We start from the raw sequence: 18,503 nt of genomic DNA on the forward strand, positions 1-18,503 counted from the left end.
ACAAAGGACATGGCTCAACGCCTTTCCCTAATGCGGCCTGTACGGCGATCGCTTTACGAAAATGACCTACGCAATTGTCGAAACGAGTGGAACCCAACTGCGGGTAGAGCCGGGCCGGTTCTACGACGTGAACCGCCTGGATGTGGGCGAAAACGAAAAAGTCACCCTGGATCGGGTGCTGTTTGTTGAAAACGATGGCGAAATTTCGGTGGGTCAGCCTTTGGTGGCTGGGGCAACCGTCGAAGCGACTGTCATGCGCCATCTGCGGGCCCGCAAAATCATCGTCTACAAGATGCGCCCCAAAAAGAAAACCCGCAAGAAGCAAGGCCATCGCCAAGATCTGACCCGCCTGATGATCGACGCGATCAACTTGGGCGGCGCGACTCCGTCCGCTGCAAAGAAAACAGAAGTTGTTCAGGCGACTGAGCTGGTGGACACTGCCCCGGAACCTGCGGCAGACGACGCAGAAGCCTAGAGGGTAAGCTGGAGCGCAGTTTCTAGTTTTGAGACGTGAGTTTGTGGATTGAGTTTGTTGATTTAGAAAAGGGCAGGAATCATGGCACACAAGAAAGGAACGGGCAGCACTCGCAACGGCCGCGACTCTAATGCACAGCGCCTTGGCGTGAAGCGCTACGGCGGGCAAACCGTCACCGCAGGCAGCATCCTGGTGCGTCAGCGCGGCACCAAAGTTCACCCCGGCTTCAACGTTGGCATTGGCAGCGACGACACCCTATTTGCGCTGATTGATGGCGTGGTGACGTTTGAGCGCAAGGGCAAGAGCCGCAAGAAAGTGAGCGTGTATCCGGTGGCGGAAACCGCGTCTGCCTAGCTGAGAAGGGTTTGAGGAGCGGATGAGGCGATCGCGCCTCGTTTGTTTTCTTGCACTAACCTAACCAGCGTTAGTCTTAAAGCCTCTGAGGTAAAGCTTCGGCTCATTTCCTCAGAGGCTTTTGAATTGCCGTCTAGCCCCTACTGTGGCCCTTCATCTCTCGCTCTAATCCATCACCATTCCGCCGTCTACATTCAGCACTTGCCCAGTGATATAGGCGGCAGCGGGGTCAGCCGCGAGAAAGCGGGTTGCCCCAGCGACCTCTTCCGCCTGGCCATAGCGACCCAGCGGAATGAACTTCAAAATATCTTCACTGTTTAGCCCGTGGGTCATGTCAGTGGCGATGAAGCCGGGGGCGATCGCATTCACGGTAATCCCACGCGGGGCGAGTTCCTTGGCGACGCTCTTGGTAAAGCCAATCACGCCCGCTTTGGCCGCGCTGTAGTTTGACTGGCCGGGGTTGCCCATCAGCCCCACGACCGAGCTAATGTTGACAATCCGCCCGGATTTTTGCTTCAGCATAATCTTGCTGGCGGCGCGGGTGCAGAGAAACACGCCCGTCAGGTTCAGGTCAATCACGGCCTGCCAGTCTTCCGGCTTCATCCGCAGCAGCAGCGTGTCGCGGGTAATGCCCGCATTGTTCACCAGCACATCGACACGCCCCCACTTTTCCATCACGGCAGCAAACAGCGTATCGACCTGATCCGCCTTCGACACATCGGCTTGCAGGGCGATCGCCTCGCCGCCCGCGCCCGCAATCTCCGCCACCACCGCATCCGCCGCCCCGCTGGAACTAGCATAGTTCACCGCGACCTTTGCGCCCTCTGCGGCCAGCGCCAGGGCGATCGCCCGCCCAATGCCCCGCGATGCACCCGTCACAATGGCGACCTGTCCTGCTAACCGTTGTGTTGTCATAGCCGTTTCTCGAAAATCCAGAGTTCATCTTATCCCAATGCGAGTCCATGAATTTAGGAGAGTCGGTCAAGGGGGCAGGACTGGTGAGAAAACCCGCAGCGCCTTGCCAGAAAACCGCCCCTCGCGGCGAGAAATCCTCACTAGGATAGAGATAGCAGCCCCAAGCCCTACTCAACGGAGGATGCGACGATGGCCGTTAAAAAAGCCTTTGGCAGTTTTCAAGAAATGATTGACCAGTCGGAAAAGCCCGTGCTGGTGGATTTTTATGCAACTTGGTGCGGCCCCTGCCAGATGATGGGCAAGATTCTGGAAGAGGTGAACGCCCAGATGAAGTCTAAGCTGCGGGTCGTGAAGATCAACACCGAGACGTATCCCGACCTGGCCTCAAAGTATCAGGTCTACGCGCTGCCGACGCTGGTGCTGTTTAAGCAGGGGCAGCCTGTGGATCGAATTGAGGGCGTGTTGACTGCGCCACAGCTCATGCAGCGCCTTTCCGCAAAGATTTAGCCCTGGCAGCGCAGGTGGTGCAGCCGATAGCCGTCTTCGGTGCCGTCGTCGAGTACGGTGCAGTTTTGCTGCGCTAGCTCCCGCAGCAGGGCAGGACGCTGGGAAATTTCGATATTCAGCAGCCAGAGATCCATCGGGCGGGGCTGGGTCGCCACAGCGCTGAGAAGACTGGGAGCGATATCGCTCCGCGAGGCTAGCGCCAACGCCGCTGTGGGTGGCTCCTGGTGCGCCAGCAGGAAGCGGGGTTCGGGCTGGTCTGGAAACTGCGATCGCCAGGCCCAGGCAACGCCCATCAGGCGGCCGGTTTGTCCGTGGGTGCGGTGGGCGATCGCCACTAGAACCGGAAAGCGGGTATTCTCCCGAATCCGCTGCGCCAGCAAGTCGGGCCGGTGCGTTTTTTGGAAGCCCAGGTTGGCCAGCACCGTAAGGCTGCCCAGCAGCCCCAGCAAGGCTACCAGAAGAATCACCCGCCGCTTCCCCCGTTGCCACAGGGCGGCGAGTCCTCCTGCAACCAGCACTATAACCGCTGGGTAAACCACAAACTGATAGCGAAATGCCACCGTCAGATCGCGCTGAAAGCCATAGGTGATCAGCAGAAACAGGGCGATCGCACTTAGCACCACGCCCCCCAGCGGCAGGACTGCATCGGGCGCATTCTGAGCCTGGAGCCGCAGGCCAGCGGTCAGCTTCGCAATCGTCCACAGCGCCAGCCCCACCAGCGCCAGCACCGAGGCATAAGCAATAACCTGCGACTTTGCCTGGACGGGCAGCAGATAAAGCATACTGACCAGTCCGCCGAGCAATTGTGCAATGGGCGCTAGCCATGCCAACCCAGCGCGATCGCGCCGCACAATCCACCGGGTTAGCTCCGATTCCTGCGTGCCTTGCAGGGCTGGCAGCCACACCAACCCGCTGAGCAGCGTGCCCATGCCCACCGCCAGCACCCGCCCCCAGCCCGCCCCCAGGCGAAATTTGCCCTGGCGGAGTTGGTAGAGCGCCAGCCCTGCCAGCGTCATGGCTTCGGCGGCGAGGGCGATCGCCACAAAATAATGCGTCGCCAGACCCAGCCCGTTCACCAAAATCCACGCGCCGCAGAGCCAAAGCGCGGGCGCTTTCCCGGTTTGCAAAGCGCGAACGGTCGCCAGCAGGCAAGCTAGGGAGGCCATCACCCACAGCACGGGTAGCGTATAGTGCCGCGCCTCCTGCGCCAGATACACACCAAAAGGCGATACCGCCATCAGCAGAGCCGCCAGGTGTGCGGCGCGTCCATTGCGAAACGCCAGCCAGCCCAGCCCAAAGGCGGCGGGAATCGTCAGCGTGCCAAACAGAGCCGAGAGCGATCGCACGCCCCACAGCGACACGTAGCCCCCATCGGGCGAAAACAGCCGCAGCCAGAGGTGCGTCAGCACGAAATATAGCGGCGGATGGTTGCTCTCGCTGAGCAGGTTTTGCACCACGTCGCCCGCGCCCGCGTTGGGGTTGGGCACCATCGGCTGCATCAGTTCCGCCAGGGAAATCACGCGATCCAGCGGCACCGTGCGAAAGCTGTTGCCCAGGCTAAAGACCATTGTGGAAAATTCATCGGTCCAGGGCGCTTTGTCGGTGAGGTGGGCAAACCGCAGCGCCAGCCCCAGCAGCGTCCACGCCAGCAGCCAGAGGAGCGATCGCCCTTCAGGGACAAGCTTGGCAGTCGAATTTGTGGAAAAGCGATCGGTCACTGGGATTGGGCAAGCAACGGCGCAAGAACATCTGCCAACCGATCATAGTCTGTGGGCGTGTTGTAAAGCTGTGCCGACAGGCGAATCAGCCGATTGAACCGGCCACGCCAGGGAATGATGGGAATCTCGATGGAAAATTCTTCCGCCAGGGCTTGATAGAGCGCATCGGCATCGCCCGCTGGCAGCGGCAGCGTCGCCATCGAGCCGATCATCTCATCGGGACAGGGCAGCGCCAAATTCAACCGCTGACTTAGGCGTTCCCTGGCCCACAGCGCCAGCGCCCGGTTTTGCGCCATTATATCTGCCCAGCCGCCGGGCAGCAGCGCGGCGAGATGCTGAATCGCTGCGCCCACGCAGAGAAACGGCGTGGGGTCGCCCGTGCCCGTCCAGTCAAATTCCAGATGAAAAAAAGAGCGATCGCGCCGGGGCGAGTTGGCTCCGTGGCTGATTGTCAATGGACGAATGCGATCGCGCCGATCTTCGCGCACATACAGAAAAGCCGCTCCCTTGGGCGCACATAGCCATTTGTGACAGTTGCCCGTGTAATAGGCCGCGCCCAGCTTGCCCAGATCCAGCGGAATCATGCCCGGAGCGTGGGCCCCGTCGATCAGCGTGTCGATGCCCTGATTGGCTAACGCCTGAATCAGCGGCGCAATCGGCAGCACCAGCGCCGTCTGGCTGGTCACATGGTCGATGAGTAAGAGCCGCGTCCGGTCGGTGACGCAGCCCAGCACGCTTTGCATCACCTCTTCTGGACTCACAAGCGGAAAGGGAATCTCCGCCACCACCACCCTTGCGCCGCTCTGCTGGGCGACAAAATCCAGCGCGTTGCGGGAGGCGTTGTATTCGTGGTCGGTGGTCAGCAGTTCGTCGCCAGGGCGCAACGAGAGCGATCGCAGTACGGTGTTGATGCCCGTCGTCGCGTTGGGCACGAAGGCCAGATCCGCAGGACTCGCGCCGACAAACGCCGCCAGCACCGCTCTCGACTCGTCTAGCAAGGGTTCGAGCGATCGCCCAAAAAACCGCACGGGCTGAGCCTCTAGCTGCCGCCGCAACTCCTGCTGTCGCTGCTGCACCGCCAGCAGACACGCACCAAAGGAGCCGTGGTTCAGGAATGTAAAAGCAGGGTCTAAACTCCAGAGCGATCGCCAGCCTTGACTCGACGCATCAACTACCGGAGAAGAGAGCATGGTGAAAAATTCTGAAAACTCCCCAGGCTGGATTCGAACCAGCGACCAATCGGTTAACAGCCGACCGCTCTACCACTGAGCTACTGAGGAACGCGAGTCTCATATTAACAGATCGAAACGGCCAGTTGGCAAGAGCGAACCGCAGTTTTTTTGAGATTTTTTTTGGAGCCGTTGGGAAGAAGGGAAAATGAAAAACGAAGAACGAAAAACGAAAAGAGAAGCGGGAGAGATGGAGGCTTGGGGTTGCTGAAAGCCACTTTAGGGCTGTTCAGGCTCTAACTCTCCAAACCGTAGTCGGGAGAGCTTTTCACGCGCCTGTGGGTCGAGGGAATTGGCTAGGAAGCGGCCGGGCGATCGCCCCTTGGTGAACTGTCGCTGCCGCACCCGCCGCTCTGCCGCCTCCACTTCCGACAGTAGCCGCTGCGCCGACATCAGTTCTGCGCCGTAGCCGATCACCGTTTGTTGCTGCGCCCGGTCAGAGGTGGCCACGATCAGCCGCTGCTCAAACTTCCGCAGATCGTTGCGAAAGCGCGAGCAGGCTAGTTCAATGAAGGTATCTGCTGTTTGCTGAAAGTCGGTATAGCAGATGCAGAGATTTTCGGTAATCGTTTCCCGGCTGCCTGGTGTGTCCTGATATTGCGCGTCGAACACGACCTGCGTGTTGTAGCCCTGAAAGGAACTGTAGCCCACCAGCGATTCCACCAGCCCGCGCCGCGCCTCTTCCAAACCCTGGCGATCGCGCAGTTGTCGCAGCACTTCCCAGGCTCCAATCACGTTGTAGCCATCGACGAGCAAAATTGCCTGAAACACGGGGCGGCGACGGGGCATGGCAGAGTGCGGAGTGAGACAGTGGCGAACCAATGGCGAGCTAATTGCAAACCAACGGCAAACCAGAAAGCAGCGTTAAATCATTCCAAAGCCGTGATAGCTAGGTATTACCTCTTCTTATATGATGCCCGGTTTTGTTGCAATTCGTAAACCGCTGCCGCTGTTCCCTGGAGGCTTGAGAATCTCGACTTGCCCCTTTCCCCCCTTTCCCCAACCCTGTTTTTCGATTCCTGCCCCCGTGCCTGTCGATTTCCCAAGCGAGGCACTAAACTGGATGAAAGGATTTGGCAAACCGCCAGTCCTGGCTTCTTTAGTCCTTGTGCTTTTCCAGATATTTCCCTATGGCACGTAGACCCAAGGCACCCCAGCGTCCCCCTGCTTCCCGCTATATGGATGACGAACCCAAGCGATCGCCCCTCGGCTCAGCCATTAACTACGGCACGGCCATGCTGATGGCTGCCGTGTTGATTCTGGGCATCGGGCTTGGCATTGCCTTTAGCTCGACGGCAAACTTTGGCACGGAGAACGTCGCCTCGCGGGAAGTGATTGACCGCAGCGCTCCCAATGCTGACATCTGCGTGCAATATGGAGCCAGCGCCATCACGATGGACATGCGGGCGTTTCTGACGCTGAACCCGTTTAGCGTGTATGTGTCGCGTCCGGTGATGCAACCTGGCTGCGTGTTGCGGAGTAGCAACTGGTCGATTTTGGAAAAGGCGAACGTGGTGAACGCGCAGGAGGTCAACGAGTGCCGCCGCCGTTTGAACACCTTTGGCTTTACAGGTGACATCCAGAAAGGTGGGGAGAATGTGCGCGTCACCTGCATTTACCAAAACGACTCGGCCCAAAACCTGTTCCTGGATCAGTCCGGACTCACCGGTACGCCGCGAGAAACCGATCGGTTCTAGGGTTCGGTTCTAAATACCCGACTTTTTAATTTCACGACAACTCTTGAGGCTGGCCGCTCGGCCAGCCTTTTTTGTGGCAGCATCCAGACTTTGTGGCAATTGAACGCGAGCGTCAAACCGACCAAAAACCCTGAAAGCCCCGGTCAAGCTAGCATTCAAGCCTAACCCCTAACCCCAACCCCTAACCCCCAACCCCTTAATCCTCAGCGGTGGCGATCGCCGGCCGGTGCTGAATCCACGGCTGGTCTTGCTCTAGCTGTGCCGCCAGAGAAATGAGCGTCACTTCGTCGGCGGGCCGCCCCACCATCTGAACGCCGATGGGTAATCCGGTTTCGGTGAATCCTGTCGGGATAGCAATACCCGGCTGTCCGGTTGCGTTCAAGATGGGGCTGGGCGCAACCCAGTGAACAATGTTTTGAAACATTTTGTGGGCGGGTAGGCTAGCCCATTCCCCCACGCGAATCGTGGGATGGAGAAACACGGGAAACAGGGCGGCATCGTAGGGCAACAGCGTTGCGACAATCTGGCGGGCGGCAATCTGCATTTGGTTCACTGCGGTCAGGTATTGTCCGGCGCTGCGTCTGCGCGATCGCCAGTAGAGCCAGCGATTTAGCTTGCCCATCACAAACCACGGCACGCCCACGTCTACGCCCGTTTGCCAGACGGCGATCAGCGGCTCCACCAGTTGATTCAGGTCAATCTGCACAGGTTCGACCGTGTGGCCCAGCGCCTCCAGCCGCTTTGCCGTGTCCAGCACGGCCTGGGTGCAGGCGGCATTGGCAGCCCCGATGGGCGAAAAGTCAGTAGTATAGCCAATCCGCAGGCGACCGGGCGATCGCTCCGTTGCTGCCAGAAAGCTGGGTTCTGGGTCGGGCAGCCAGTAGGGGTCGCCTACGGTGTAGCCTGCCATTACGTCCAGCAGGGCGGCTGCATCGGCCACCGTGCGGGCGATGGGGCCATCGGTAGACAGCCCGTTCATGCGATCGCCCACCGGAGCCAGCGACACCCGCCCCCGCGATGGCTTCAATCCCACCAGCCCACAGCAAAACGCCGGCCCGCGAATCGAGCCGCCGCCGTCTGTGCCCTGGGCGATCGCCGCCAGTCCCGCCGCCACCGAGGCCGCCGCGCCGCCGCTGGAGCCGCCCGGTGTATAGTCTAGGTTCCAGGGGTTGCGGGCGGGCGGAAACCCACGCGGCTCCGTAAAAGGCGTGGAGCCAATTTCTGAGGTGGCCGTTTTACCCAGCAGCACGAAGCCCGCCTGCCGCAGCCGCGTCACCACGCCCGCATCTTCGGCAGCGACTCGATTCTTTGCCACGCTCAAACCATAGCTACAGCACTCACCCGCCACCGGGGTCAGATCTTTAATAGAAATAGGCACACCAAAAAAAGGCGGCAGTTCGTTGGGGCTTGTCTGGGAAAGCTGCTCGGTCTGGGCTTTTGCAGTGGCGATCGCTGTCTCTGCCATCACGGTGAAATAGCTGCCCAGCAAAGGATTCAGCCGCTCAATTCGCTCCAGATACAGCTCCGCCAGCTCCAGCGGAGAAATTTCGCGGCTGCGAATCAGGCGGGCTTGTTCCAGCGCGGGAGTAAAGGCAAGATCAACGGCATTCATGAGCGACGACGTTCGGTAAGAAGACAGCTTTGACGACTGTAGCAGGGTCACCCGAAAATTCCGGCCGCATCAGGACAGATTTTCGCAGCGGCAGCGGTTTAGTCTCGCTTCCTGATGGCTCGCCCACGATTCTGTGAATACTAAACAATATTGCCTGATTCGCAGGCATACCCAGATTTTGCTCACTTTAGCCTCGATATGGCAGACATTTACGCTGATTACGAACGTCTTAATCTAAAAATTGGCGCGTCAATCGCAGAGGTAAAAGCCGCCTATCGCACACTGGCAAAACGCTGGCATCCAGACCAATTTTCTGATCTTGAGCAAAAGAAACAGGCTGAAGAAGAACTCAAAAAAATCAACGATGCTTATCAAAAAATCAAAGCATTTCTAGCTGAAAATCCCTCTTCTCAAACCGAGCCAAACTCGCCGCCCGGCGATCGCCCAAACTCAGCTAGCACAACGAATCATTCGCCATCAGAATCTTCATCAGCGCAAACCAGAATCTACACCTCTGGCGCGTCGGCCGCAGAAGCTTTTTATCAGGCGGGGGCTGAATTGACCAAAGCCGGAAAATATGAAGAGGCGATCGCCCATTTCAGCAGCGCCATTAAGCTCAATCCAAACTATGCAGAAGCCTATCGACATCGGGGCTTTGTCTATTCTTTGATGGGGTTAGAGCTAGGAGCAGAATCAGACCTGAGAAAAGCCAAAGAACTAGGACTTACGTCCCAAAACCGTACCTCTCGGTCGGATCGAACGGCTCAATCTGAGCCTGAAACTGTTTCCGAAATTCTGACTCCGCAAAACTCCAAAGGTCAAACGTGGCAATGGATTCATCCCCTAGAGCCACATGACGATGAAGTCACAGGACTGCTGTTTTCCCCAAATGGCAAGAGCCTAATTAGCGCCAGTAAAGACGGATCAATTAAGCTGTGGAATCCGCTAAAAGGCACACTACTGGCTGCATTAGAAACCCGATCAGCGGCGATCGCCTCGCTGGCTCTTAGCGCAAATGGTGAAATTTTAGCCAGCGCTAATGCCATGCCTGAAGTCAAACTCTGGCATTTGCGGACGGGCGCTTTGCTCAAAACGCTCAGACCCAATGCAGAGGCGATCGCTGACCTCACCTTTCATCCGCATCAGCCGATTCTGATTGTCGCTAGCAAAGACGGCAGTATTACCTTTTGGGATCTGCGATCGGGAAAGTTAGTGAAAGGCTTGAACTGGCAAAAAACCTCCGTTTCTGCCCTCGAAATTAGCCCCGACGGACGCACCTTGGCGATCGCCAGCGGCGACGGCTCTCTGGTGCTTTGGAACCTGAGCTTGAACCGCCCGATGCGGACGTTGGATTGGCCCTGCGGCGGCATTTCAGCGATGACCTTCACGGCAGATGATTCGCGGCTTGTGCTGGGCTGTCAGGATCACTATCTGCGAATTTGGGATCGGGTGGGCGATCGCCTTGTGGCAACGCTTGCTGGCCACGAGGCCGCCGTTACGAGCATTTCGTCGGGTCACAGCCGAAACGCGGTGGCCAGTGGTGGCGATCGCACGGTTCGCCTGTGGAATTTGGAAACCAGGCAACTCCTCGCCGTGCTGGACGGGCACGAAGCCGCCGTCACCGCTATTTATTTTCTGGAACCGCAGCGCATCCTGGCTAGCGGCAGTGCCGACGGCTCGATCCTGATCTGGCGTAGAACAGACGAGCCGTGATCCCATTGCCGCCAGCAAACTCCTCCGGTCAGGTGAGGATATCCGGAGGAGCCGTCAGGAATGTCTTCAGGTTAAAGTGAACCTAAAGGAAGGAATATTTCACTTCGTCTTGTTTAAAAGATTCAGTGATTACTGAACATTCCAAACTGAGGGCAATTCGTGTTAAGTATCGTTAAGATCTAACGTGAGGTGGAAGCCGTTGAACCGAGAGCAGCCGTTCGAGCATACGCATTTTGTCGAGGAAGTCGGGCTGATGTTTGAGCTGATTGGGCTGCCCCGCATGGCCGGGCGCATTTTTGGCTGGCTGCTGATTTCTCAGCCGCCGCACCAGTCTAGTGGCGAGCTGGCAGAAGTCTTGCAAGCCAGCAAGGGGTCCATTAGCTCGATGACGCGCCTGCTGATTCAGCTTGGGCTGATCGAACGACTGCCGCTGCCGGGCGATCGCCGCGACTTCTTTCAGATCAAGCCCCACGCCTGGTCGCAGCTTCACGAACAGCAGCTTGCCCGCATTGCCGCCTTCCGCAAGCTCTCCGAACGCGGCCTCGACCTGCTCAAAACCCAGCCGCCCGAATCCCAGCAGCGCCTCCGCGAAATGCACGACTACCACGCTTTTTGGGAACAAGAACTGCCTCGTGTCCACCAGCGCTGGATTGAGCATCGCCGGGAGATGGCAGTGGAGTGAGGAAATGACCCGATGACCGCAGTAAGCGAGTCTTGCCAAATCCTTTCACAAATCTTCAAATCCTTTCTCATGGGTTGCCTTCTCTCACCTCTCATTCCCTCAATACTCCCAATCCCCAGAATCCCCCATCCCTAAAATGACCATGCAACTCCCTCTGATCGGCAAAGTTCGGCCCAGCAATCCCTGGCTGTGGGGACTGGTAGCAGTGGGCTTAATTGGCACGGGTACGACGGCAGCGCTAGTGGCGCGGCAAAATGCAGCCATTCCCAATGTGGCGACGCTGACGGTGCCCGTGGAATCGCAGGCGCTGACAGTGCGGATTACGGCAAACGGCAAGGTGCAGCCTGTGCAGACTGTGAATATTAGCCCCAAGGCGACGGGCATTTTGCGAGAGCTGCTGGTGGAACAGGGCGATCGCGTCCGGGAAGGACAGATCATCGCCCGTATGGAAAGCGAAGACGTGGCGGCGCGAATGATGCAGGCGCGGGCGCAGGTGGCCGAAGCGCAGGCCCGATTGGCAGAAGTGCGATCGGGCAGTCGCCCTGAAGAAATTGCCCAGCGCCAGGCCGAAGTGGAGCGGGCCCGGGCCCAAGTGCGCGATGCCGAAACCCGCGTACAGTTGGCGAATCAGCGGCTAGAGCGGAACCGATCGCTGGCCAGCCAGGGCGCAATTTCCCGCGATGCGCTGGATGAAGTGGTGCGTGAAGCCAACAGCGCCCGCGCCAACCTGGAGCAAACCCAGGCCAGCCTGCGGGCCGCGGAGCAGAGCCTGAATCTGTCTCGCAACGGCAGCCGTGCCGAAGACATTGCCCAGGCAGAAGCCCAGTTGGCCAGTGCCTTGGGCAATCTCCGCAGTGTGGAAGTACAGCAGGAGGATACGGTGCTGCGGGCCCCCTTTGACGGCATTGTGACTCAGAAATATGCGACGGAGGGGGCGTTCGTCACGCCGACGACTTCGGCTTCGGACGCAACTTCCGCTACTTCGACGGCGATTGTGGCGATCGCCAGCGGGCTAGAAATCCTAGCAGACGTGCCAGAGGTAGACATCGGGCAGATTCGCCCCGGCCAAACGGTAGAAATTCGTGCCGATGCCCTGCCTAATCAGGTGTTCACGGGTGAAGTGCGGCTGGTGGCTCCGGAGGCGGTGGTGCGGCAAAACGTCACCTCCTTTCAGGTGCGGATTCGCCTGCTGACGGGGCAAGACAGGTTGCTGTCGGGCATGAACGTAGATCTGGACTTTTTGGGCGATCGCCTCGATAGCGCGGTCGTGGTTCCAACGGTGGCAATCGTCACAAAGGATGGGCAGAACGGGGTGCTGGTTCCCGGTGAGCGAAATCGACCCGAATTTCGCCCCGTCACGCTGGGCACTGCCGTCGGCAACCAGACCCAGATTCTAGACGGCATCGAACCGGGCGATCGCGTCTTTATCGATTTGCCCCCGCAGTATGCCCGCGAGTGGATGCAGCCGCAATAGGGAGGATCTATGGACTTACTCGAAAGCACCGCAATGGCGGTGAAAACCCTCAAAGCTAACAAGCTCCGCAGTGCGCTGACCATGCTGGGCATCATCATTGGGAATGCCTCGGTGATTACGATGGTGGGCGTAGGCCAGGGGGCGCAGCGCTATGCGTCGGAACAGTTTGAGTCGCTTGGGCCAAACGTGCTGTTTGTCATTCCTGGCAGCGACTCGTCTCGCCAGCGCACGCTGGAAACGCCGCGTACCCTGACGCTGGAAGATGCAGAGGCGATCGCCTCTCAGGTGCCCACGGTCATCGGCGTTGCGCCCCAGTTGCAAACCCAGCAGACCGTCACCCAGGGCAACCGCAGCACCAGCGCCCTGATTGTTGGCACGACCCCCGAATTCAGCACCGTGCGAAGCTTTCCGGTAGCGCGGGGGCGCTTCATCAACGACATGGACGTGCAGCGCGGAAACCGCTCGGTGGCGCTGGGGGCTGACTTGGCAAAAAGCTTATTTGGCGACTCCGACCCAATGGGGCAGACCATTCGCATCAAAAATCTAACCTTCCAAGTTGTCGGCGTGATGGAGGCCAAGGGCGCATTTCTAGGCAACAACCAAGACGATGTAGCCTATATCCCCATCACCACTATGTCGTCTCAGGTCACAGGCAACTCGTCACCCTATGGAACGGAAGTCACTTTCATTTCCATTATGTCGCGAGATGAGCAGTCGATTGGCGCGGCGCAGTTTCAGGTGACGAACCTGCTGCGGCTGCGGCACAAGATTGTGTCTGAAGATGACTTTACAGTTCGCAGCCAGAAAGACGCGCTAGAGATTGTGGGCAACGTGACTGGAGCGCTGACGATTATGCTGGCGGCGATCGCCGGAATTTCGCTCTTAGTGGGTGGCATCGGCATCATGAACATCATGCTTGTCTCGGTGCGAGAGCGCACGCAGGAAATCGGTCTCCGAAAGGCGATCGGCGCATCCCAACAAGACATTCTGGTGCAGTTTATGATCGAGGCAACCATCCTGGCAGTACTGGGCGGTGTGGCAGGAACCCTAATCGGCATCGGTGGCGTGTCGCTGGCGGGTGCGCTGACTCCGCTCAAGGCGGGTGTTTCCCCAACCGCAGTTCTCCTGGCGGTGGGTGTGTCGGGTGGCATTGGCCTCTTCTTTGGCGTGGTTCCCGCCCGCCAGGCTGCCAAGCTTGACCCCATTGTTGCCCTCCGCAGTGCCTAACTGTCCTAACTCGTATTGGCGTGGTAGGGTTTCGGCTCCACTGCGCCAGCACCCCACCCTCCTAAAATCCTCTTTTCCTATGCAGCCCATCATCCGCCTCGAACACATCTCTAAAGTCTACGGTTCTGGCAATACGGAAGTCCGCGCCCTGTCGGACGTGAACCTGACGGTTGAAGCGGGGGAATATTGCTCCATCATGGGGCCTTCTGGTTCTGGCAAGTCCACGGCGATGAACGTGATCGGCTGCCTCGATCGCCCGACATCTGGCAGCTACTACCTAGACGGAACCGATGTGGCGGGTTTGGATGATACGGAACTGGCCCACGTCCGCAATCGCAAGATTGGCTTTGTGTTTCAACAATTCCACCTGCTGCCGCAACTCACTGCCATCGAGAATGTGATGCTACCAATGGTCTATGCAGGTGTGCCTGTACGCGAGCGCCAGGAGCGGGCCGCCGAAGCGCTGACCCGTGTGGGTCTGGAAAACCGCATGAACAACCGCCCCAATCAGCTTTCGGGAGGACAGCAACAACGGGTGGCGATCGCCCGCGCTATTGTAAACCGTCCTGTCTTGCTGCTGGCCGACGAGCCGACGGGTGCCCTCGACTCACACACCACTCAAGAAGTGATGAATATCTTTCAGGAGCTAAATGCCAGCGGCATCACAGTGGTCATGGTGACGCATGAACCAGAGGTGGCTCGACTCACTCGCCGTGTGGTCTGGTTCCGCGACGGGCAGGTCATCCATGCCAACATGGCTCCGTCAGACATCGCTCAGGTGTCTGTTGCGCCTGTCTAAGCGGTTCTCACCTGGGGCGAAGCCTGAAATCGCACCTGACAAGAACCCCGTACGAAAAAAACAAAAAGACCTTGCGAGAATTCTCAGCAAGGTCTTGATGCTTTCTAGCTTGATTGGAGGCCCGATCGGGTAGGGAACTGGCTGCCAGCTAATTCGCAGCCGACCCCCTTATCCCAGGACTAGCGACCAATGCCCACATAGCGGAAACCAGCTCTCTCAATCGCTTCTTGATCAAGATAGTTGCGTCCGTCAATCAGAATGGGGCTGTTCATCAGCGTTGCCATCTTGGCATAGTCGAGCGTCTTAAACTGGCTCCAATCCGTCACCAGCACCAGCGCATCGCAGCCATCTGCCAAACGTTCTGGATCAGTTTCCACAATCACGTTCGACAAGCCGTGGCGCATTCCGGTCTGAGATACCAAGGGATCATAGGCTTTGACCTTTGTGCCCAAACGAGTCAGATGCTCGATGATAGTCAGCGCAGGCGCATCGCGCATGTCGTCGGTGTCGGGCTTAAAGGTCAGGCCCAGCAGGCCCACCGTCTTTCCCTTCAGAATCTTCAGCACTTGTTGGAGTTTCTCAACCGCAATCAAGCGCTGGCGATCGTTGACGCTCACAGCAGCCTTTAGAAGCTGAGCTTCATAGCCATAATCATCTGCCGTGTGAACCAGTGCTGCAACGTCTTTGGGGAAGCAAGAGCCACCCCAACCAATGCCTGCTTGCAGGAACTTGCCGCCGATGCGTGAGTCTAGACCAATGCCTTTGGCGACCTGGGTTACGTCCGCACCCACGCGATCGCAGATATTTGCCACTTCATTGATGAAGCTAATCTTGGTTGCCAGGAATGCATTGGCAGCGTACTTCACCATCTCTGCCGAACTGAGGTCGGTCACGACCACGGGCACCGTCGGGCCAGATTTGTCTTCCGCAAACTGACGAGCCACAATCGGCGCATACAGATCCTTCATCATCGAGATAGCGCGGGAGCTATTGCTACCCAGCACGATGCGATCTGGGTTGAAGGTGTCGTAAATCGCACAACCTTCCCGCAAAAATTCAGGGTTGCTGACCACGTCAAAAGCAACATCCGGCTCTGCCACCGCTACGCCACCGCCAGCCGTGGCCACCTGACGCTCTAAAACGCCATCCATAACAATCATACGAACCCAGTCGCCGGAGCCAATCGGCACTGTGGACTTGTTCACAATCACCTTGTAGCCGCTGTTCAAGTGTGCCCCAATCCCGCGGGCTACGGCTTCGACATAGCGGGTATCGCTCTCTCCGGTAGGCAGCGGTGGTGTACCCACGGCGATAAACAAAATCTCGCCATGTTCCACACCCTTGGCTAGGTCAGTGGTGAACTCAATCCTGCCTTCCTGAATGCAGGCGGTCATTAGCTCAGAGAGTCCAGGCTCGAAAATGGGCGACTGCCCGGACTTCATCAGCTTGACCTTTTCTTCGTTGTTGTCCACACAAATTACGTCATGCCCAATGTGAGACAAGCAAACACCTGTCACCAAGCCGACGTAGCCTGTACCGATAACACACACGCGCATGGGCAGTACCTCAATTTATTCAACTGCTGACGATGGACAGGGGAAACGCATCCTGAACAACAAGTCTCGAACAACAAACGTTCCTACAAGATGCAGTCAAAAGCGCTCCAGATCTAAAACGCCCAGGTAGGACAAGCTGTGTAGCCTATCAAAGCTACCGTAAGGCAGAATCAAAGGACTTGGCGGGGCAACCTCTACAAGACTGGCTCGTGAACCCAGTAAGAGGCTTCAGAGATTCTGGGGAACCCTGGACAGCCAGCCTCGCTAGTGTGAGGAAACTGAGGGAACTTTAGCGACGCGATCGCCCAGACGAGCGCGAAAATCCTCGATCGTGACCTGTAGCCCTTCCGCAAGAGGCACAGTCGGCTGCCATCCCAGATGCGTCTTAGCGCGGGTAATGTCGGGCTGACGACGACGAGGATCATCTTGAGGCAGCGGCTCAAACTTGAGGGCTACATCAGGATTGATCATGGATTGCACCGTTTGAGCCAGTTGCAAAATGGTGTACTCCTCAGGATTACCCAGATTAACCGGGCCCATGAAATCACCATTCATCAGGCGAATCAGTCCGTCTACCAAGTCCGAGACATAGCAGAAACTGCGGGTTTGCGATCCGTCGCCGTAGACTGTCAGGGGCTTGCCTTGCAGGGCTTGCACCACAAGATTGCTAACCACCCGACCGTCGTTTTCGAGCATTCGGGGGCCATAGGTGTTGAAGATCCGAGCAACTCGAATCTCCACATCGTTCTGGCGATGATAGTCAAACGCCAGCGTCTCTGCGACCCGCTTTCCTTCGTCGTAGCAACTGCGAATTCCAATTGGGTTCACGTTGCCGCGATATTCCTCGACCTGGGGATGAATTTCCGGGTCTCCGTAAACCTCAGAAGTGGATGCCAATAGGAAACGAGCTTTGATCCGCTTGGCCAACCCCAGCATATTTAGAGTTCCCATGACGTTGGTCTTGATCGTCTTTACGGGATTATATTGATAGTGAACTGGGGATGCGGGGCAGGCAAGGTGATAGATCTGATCGACTTCAAGCCGGATTGGTTCGGTGATATCGTGACGAATCAGCTCGAAAAATGGGCTATCGATCCAGCGAAGAATGTTTCGCTTGTCACCTGTATAAAAGTTGTCTAAACAGATCACCTCATGTCCCTCTGTCATGAGGCGATCAATGAGGTGAGAGCCAATGAACCCTGCACCACCCGTCACTAAAATTCGCATAGTTACCACCGTATGAGTGTGTACAACTCCAAACGCACTACAGGCTGTCTAAAACTAAAGTATCTGGCACATGACCCAATGTGAGGCAAGCCCACTGGCACACGTCACAGTATTTTCACGGAAATGTGAAGCTGGCTAAACAAATATCGCATAACAAAATAAAATAATCTGCTTGTGTGGATACAACCTTCGCCTCGGTGCGACACCCCTTCAAGGGCTGCCCTAACGTTCTAAATTCAATACGAGCCAGGAGTTCTAAACGCAGGGTTTAAGCTAAAGTGCAGGATTCAGCAGATTGATCTGAAAGAACGGGTTGGGCGATCGCCCTCCAAGAAAACTGGAAGCTTCACAACTCCCTCTACAGCCCAAACGAAAAGCGGACAGGAAACTCTGCCCGCTTTCACCAATTGAACATCCAGTCTCCAACTTTTACTGCGACTAGAATTATCGCAACTAGTTCGACTACTTCAACTACTTTTACTTCAACTTTTACTTCGACTATTTCGACTGCTTACCTTCGCGGCTAGCAGTCTGGATGTAAAGAATCAGCAGGAAAACCGTTGGAACCAGAACAAACAGCAAGCTAGCGACAAACCCAAGATCATTAACAACCATAATGCTAGACCCTCCACGCAAATCCAGAGATATAAACTCCTAAGACTACAGAATATCACCCCGTCGCATAGGCGCATCAAGCCAACAGGGCTACGAAGACCTTGGACTTCTGAGGCTCAGACCCCTGATGACTCAGGGCTACAAGCCTATAGAATCAGACGACTTCAAGCTTCTCCATAGAAGGATTCGTCTCCTCAGCTCCCGATTCTGACGCTTGCTCATCCGCTGCCGCTTCCAAGTCTGGCGCAGAGGCTTCAGGAGACAAACTTGCTTCAGGCGATTGGACAGCGCCGACCTCACCAGTTCCCGAACCAGTCTGTGAAGACGAACTAGGCTGATACTCTACTGTCTCACCAGGCTTAGGCTTAGTCACAACGCTGACCGGCCCATTCACCATCGTCTGGCAAGCGAGTCGGTAGTTTGCGGGCTTCTTCCTCAGCTTCTGTTCTTCTACTGGCGTTCGTGGGGACAGGTTTTCTGCCCCTTCGACAATCTCCACGATGCAGGTGCCGCACTGACCATAGCCTCCACAGTTCATCATTTTGCCCATGAAGGTGTAGAGGTCGATGCTATTCTCAAGAGCCTTGAGCCTCAGATTAGCTCCGTCGGCAGCAATAATCTCTTTGTTTTCTTTAACAAACTTAATATTGGCCATGTCCGATACCGTCCCTGCGTCTTACGCAATGCGCCTGTAACCAATGCT

At 57.2% G+C, this 18,503-nt stretch carries 18 protein-coding genes and 1 tRNA gene; 9 read left to right on the plus strand and 10 right to left on the minus strand.

Annotated features, from left to right (window positions below; all coding sequences use genetic code 11):
- Positions 1-61 precede the first annotated feature (61 nt).
- Complete coding sequence (rplU, locus tag O77CONTIG1_RS13965) at positions 62-475, plus strand: 50S ribosomal protein L21 (RefSeq protein ID WP_068511493.1); 414 nt, start codon at positions 62-64, stop codon at positions 473-475.
- A gap of 81 nt (positions 476-556) precedes the next feature.
- Complete coding sequence (gene rpmA, locus O77CONTIG1_RS13970) at positions 557-829, plus strand: 50S ribosomal protein L27 (protein WP_068511494.1); 273 nt, start codon at positions 557-559, stop codon at positions 827-829.
- Positions 830-994: 165 nt separating this feature from the next.
- On the opposite strand, the gene fabG is transcribed toward rpmA, so the two are convergent.
- Entirely contained in the window at positions 995-1,744 is a 750-nt protein-coding gene (gene fabG / locus O77CONTIG1_RS13975) for a 3-oxoacyl-[acyl-carrier-protein] reductase (protein WP_068511496.1), read from the minus strand.
- Positions 1,745-1,933: 189 nt separating this feature from the next.
- Between fabG and trxA the strand changes: the two genes are divergently transcribed.
- A complete protein-coding gene (gene trxA / locus O77CONTIG1_RS13980) occupies positions 1,934-2,251 on the plus strand; it encodes a thioredoxin (protein ID WP_068511498.1) in 318 nt (105 codons plus the stop codon).
- Here the strand turns inward: trxA and O77CONTIG1_RS13985 are convergent.
- From O77CONTIG1_RS13985 to O77CONTIG1_RS14000, 4 genes are all read right to left on the minus strand, one after another.
- Complete coding sequence (locus O77CONTIG1_RS13985; RefSeq protein ID WP_068511500.1) at positions 2,248-3,969, minus strand: glycosyltransferase family 39 protein; 1,722 nt, start codon at positions 3,967-3,969, stop codon at positions 2,248-2,250. The two genes, trxA and O77CONTIG1_RS13985, sit on opposite strands and share 4 nt — an antisense overlap.
- Positions 3,966-5,159 carry an aminotransferase class V-fold PLP-dependent enzyme gene (locus O77CONTIG1_RS13990; RefSeq protein WP_068511501.1) on the minus strand — a complete coding sequence of 398 codons (1,194 nt, stop codon included), beginning with the start codon at positions 5,157-5,159 and terminating at the stop codon, positions 3,966-3,968. Before O77CONTIG1_RS13990 ends, O77CONTIG1_RS13985 begins: the two co-directional genes overlap by 4 nt.
- An 18-nt stretch (positions 5,160-5,177) precedes the next feature.
- Positions 5,178-5,249, minus strand: a tRNA-Asn gene (locus O77CONTIG1_RS13995).
- A gap of 168 nt (positions 5,250-5,417) precedes the next feature.
- A complete protein-coding gene (locus O77CONTIG1_RS14000) occupies positions 5,418-5,987 on the minus strand; it encodes an NYN domain-containing protein (RefSeq protein WP_068511505.1) in 570 nt (189 codons plus the stop codon).
- A 341-nt stretch (positions 5,988-6,328) separates the two neighbouring features.
- Between O77CONTIG1_RS14000 and O77CONTIG1_RS14005 the strand changes: the two genes are divergently transcribed.
- Entirely contained in the window at positions 6,329-6,895 is a 567-nt protein-coding gene (locus O77CONTIG1_RS14005) for a DUF3172 domain-containing protein (RefSeq protein WP_068511507.1), read from the plus strand.
- Between the two features lie 196 nt (positions 6,896-7,091).
- On the opposite strand, the gene O77CONTIG1_RS14010 is transcribed toward O77CONTIG1_RS14005, so the two are convergent.
- A complete protein-coding gene (locus O77CONTIG1_RS14010) occupies positions 7,092-8,507 on the minus strand; it encodes an amidase (protein WP_068511514.1) in 1,416 nt (471 codons plus the stop codon).
- A 198-nt stretch (positions 8,508-8,705) separates the two neighbouring features.
- On the opposite strand from O77CONTIG1_RS14010, the gene O77CONTIG1_RS14015 reads away from it, so the two are divergent.
- The 5 genes from O77CONTIG1_RS14015 to O77CONTIG1_RS14035 all read left to right on the plus strand — a co-directional run bounded on the left by O77CONTIG1_RS14015 (position 8,706) and on the right by O77CONTIG1_RS14035 (position 14,402).
- On the plus strand, positions 8,706-10,220 hold the full coding sequence (locus O77CONTIG1_RS14015) for a tetratricopeptide repeat protein (protein ID WP_068511517.1): 1,515 nt from the start codon (positions 8,706-8,708) through the stop codon (positions 10,218-10,220).
- 184 nt (positions 10,221-10,404) lie between these two features.
- Positions 10,405-10,902: a GbsR/MarR family transcriptional regulator gene (locus O77CONTIG1_RS14020; RefSeq protein WP_197673197.1), complete on the plus strand. Its 498-nt coding sequence runs from the start codon at positions 10,405-10,407 to the stop codon at positions 10,900-10,902.
- Between the two features lie 142 nt (positions 10,903-11,044).
- On the plus strand, positions 11,045-12,376 hold the full coding sequence (locus O77CONTIG1_RS14025; RefSeq protein WP_068516589.1) for an efflux RND transporter periplasmic adaptor subunit: 1,332 nt from the start codon (positions 11,045-11,047) through the stop codon (positions 12,374-12,376).
- Positions 12,377-12,385: 9 nt separating this feature from the next.
- Positions 12,386-13,603, plus strand: coding sequence for an ABC transporter permease (locus tag O77CONTIG1_RS14030; protein ID WP_068511521.1), 1,218 nt, complete (start codon positions 12,386-12,388; stop codon positions 13,601-13,603).
- Between the two features lie 79 nt (positions 13,604-13,682).
- Positions 13,683-14,402 (plus strand): ABC transporter ATP-binding protein, encoded by a 720-nt coding sequence (locus tag O77CONTIG1_RS14035; protein WP_068511525.1) that lies wholly within the window; start codon positions 13,683-13,685, stop codon positions 14,400-14,402.
- A gap of 179 nt (positions 14,403-14,581) precedes the next feature.
- Here O77CONTIG1_RS14035 and O77CONTIG1_RS14040 read toward each other — a convergent pair whose 3' ends face one another.
- The 4 genes from O77CONTIG1_RS14040 to O77CONTIG1_RS28410 form a co-directional block, all read right to left on the minus strand.
- On the minus strand, positions 14,582-15,958 hold the full coding sequence (locus tag O77CONTIG1_RS14040) for a UDP-glucose dehydrogenase family protein (protein WP_068511529.1): 1,377 nt from the start codon (positions 15,956-15,958) through the stop codon (positions 14,582-14,584).
- A 264-nt stretch (positions 15,959-16,222) separates the two neighbouring features.
- Positions 16,223-17,185, minus strand: a complete 963-nt coding sequence (locus O77CONTIG1_RS14045; protein ID WP_068511532.1) for a UDP-glucuronic acid decarboxylase family protein — start codon at positions 17,183-17,185, stop codon at positions 16,223-16,225.
- Between the two features lie 498 nt (positions 17,186-17,683).
- Complete coding sequence (gene psbM, locus O77CONTIG1_RS14050; RefSeq protein ID WP_068511535.1) at positions 17,684-17,800, minus strand: photosystem II reaction center protein PsbM; 117 nt, start codon at positions 17,798-17,800, stop codon at positions 17,684-17,686.
- 154 nt (positions 17,801-17,954) lie between these two features.
- Positions 17,955-18,455, minus strand: a complete 501-nt coding sequence (locus O77CONTIG1_RS28410) for a 2Fe-2S iron-sulfur cluster-binding protein (RefSeq protein ID WP_172799691.1) — start codon at positions 18,453-18,455, stop codon at positions 17,955-17,957.
- Positions 18,456-18,503: the final 48 nt, after the last annotated feature.

Origin of the sequence: Leptolyngbya sp. O-77 (genome assembly GCF_001548395.1) — a bacterium.
Lineage (GTDB): Bacteria > Cyanobacteriota > Cyanobacteriia > Elainellales > Elainellaceae > Thermoleptolyngbya.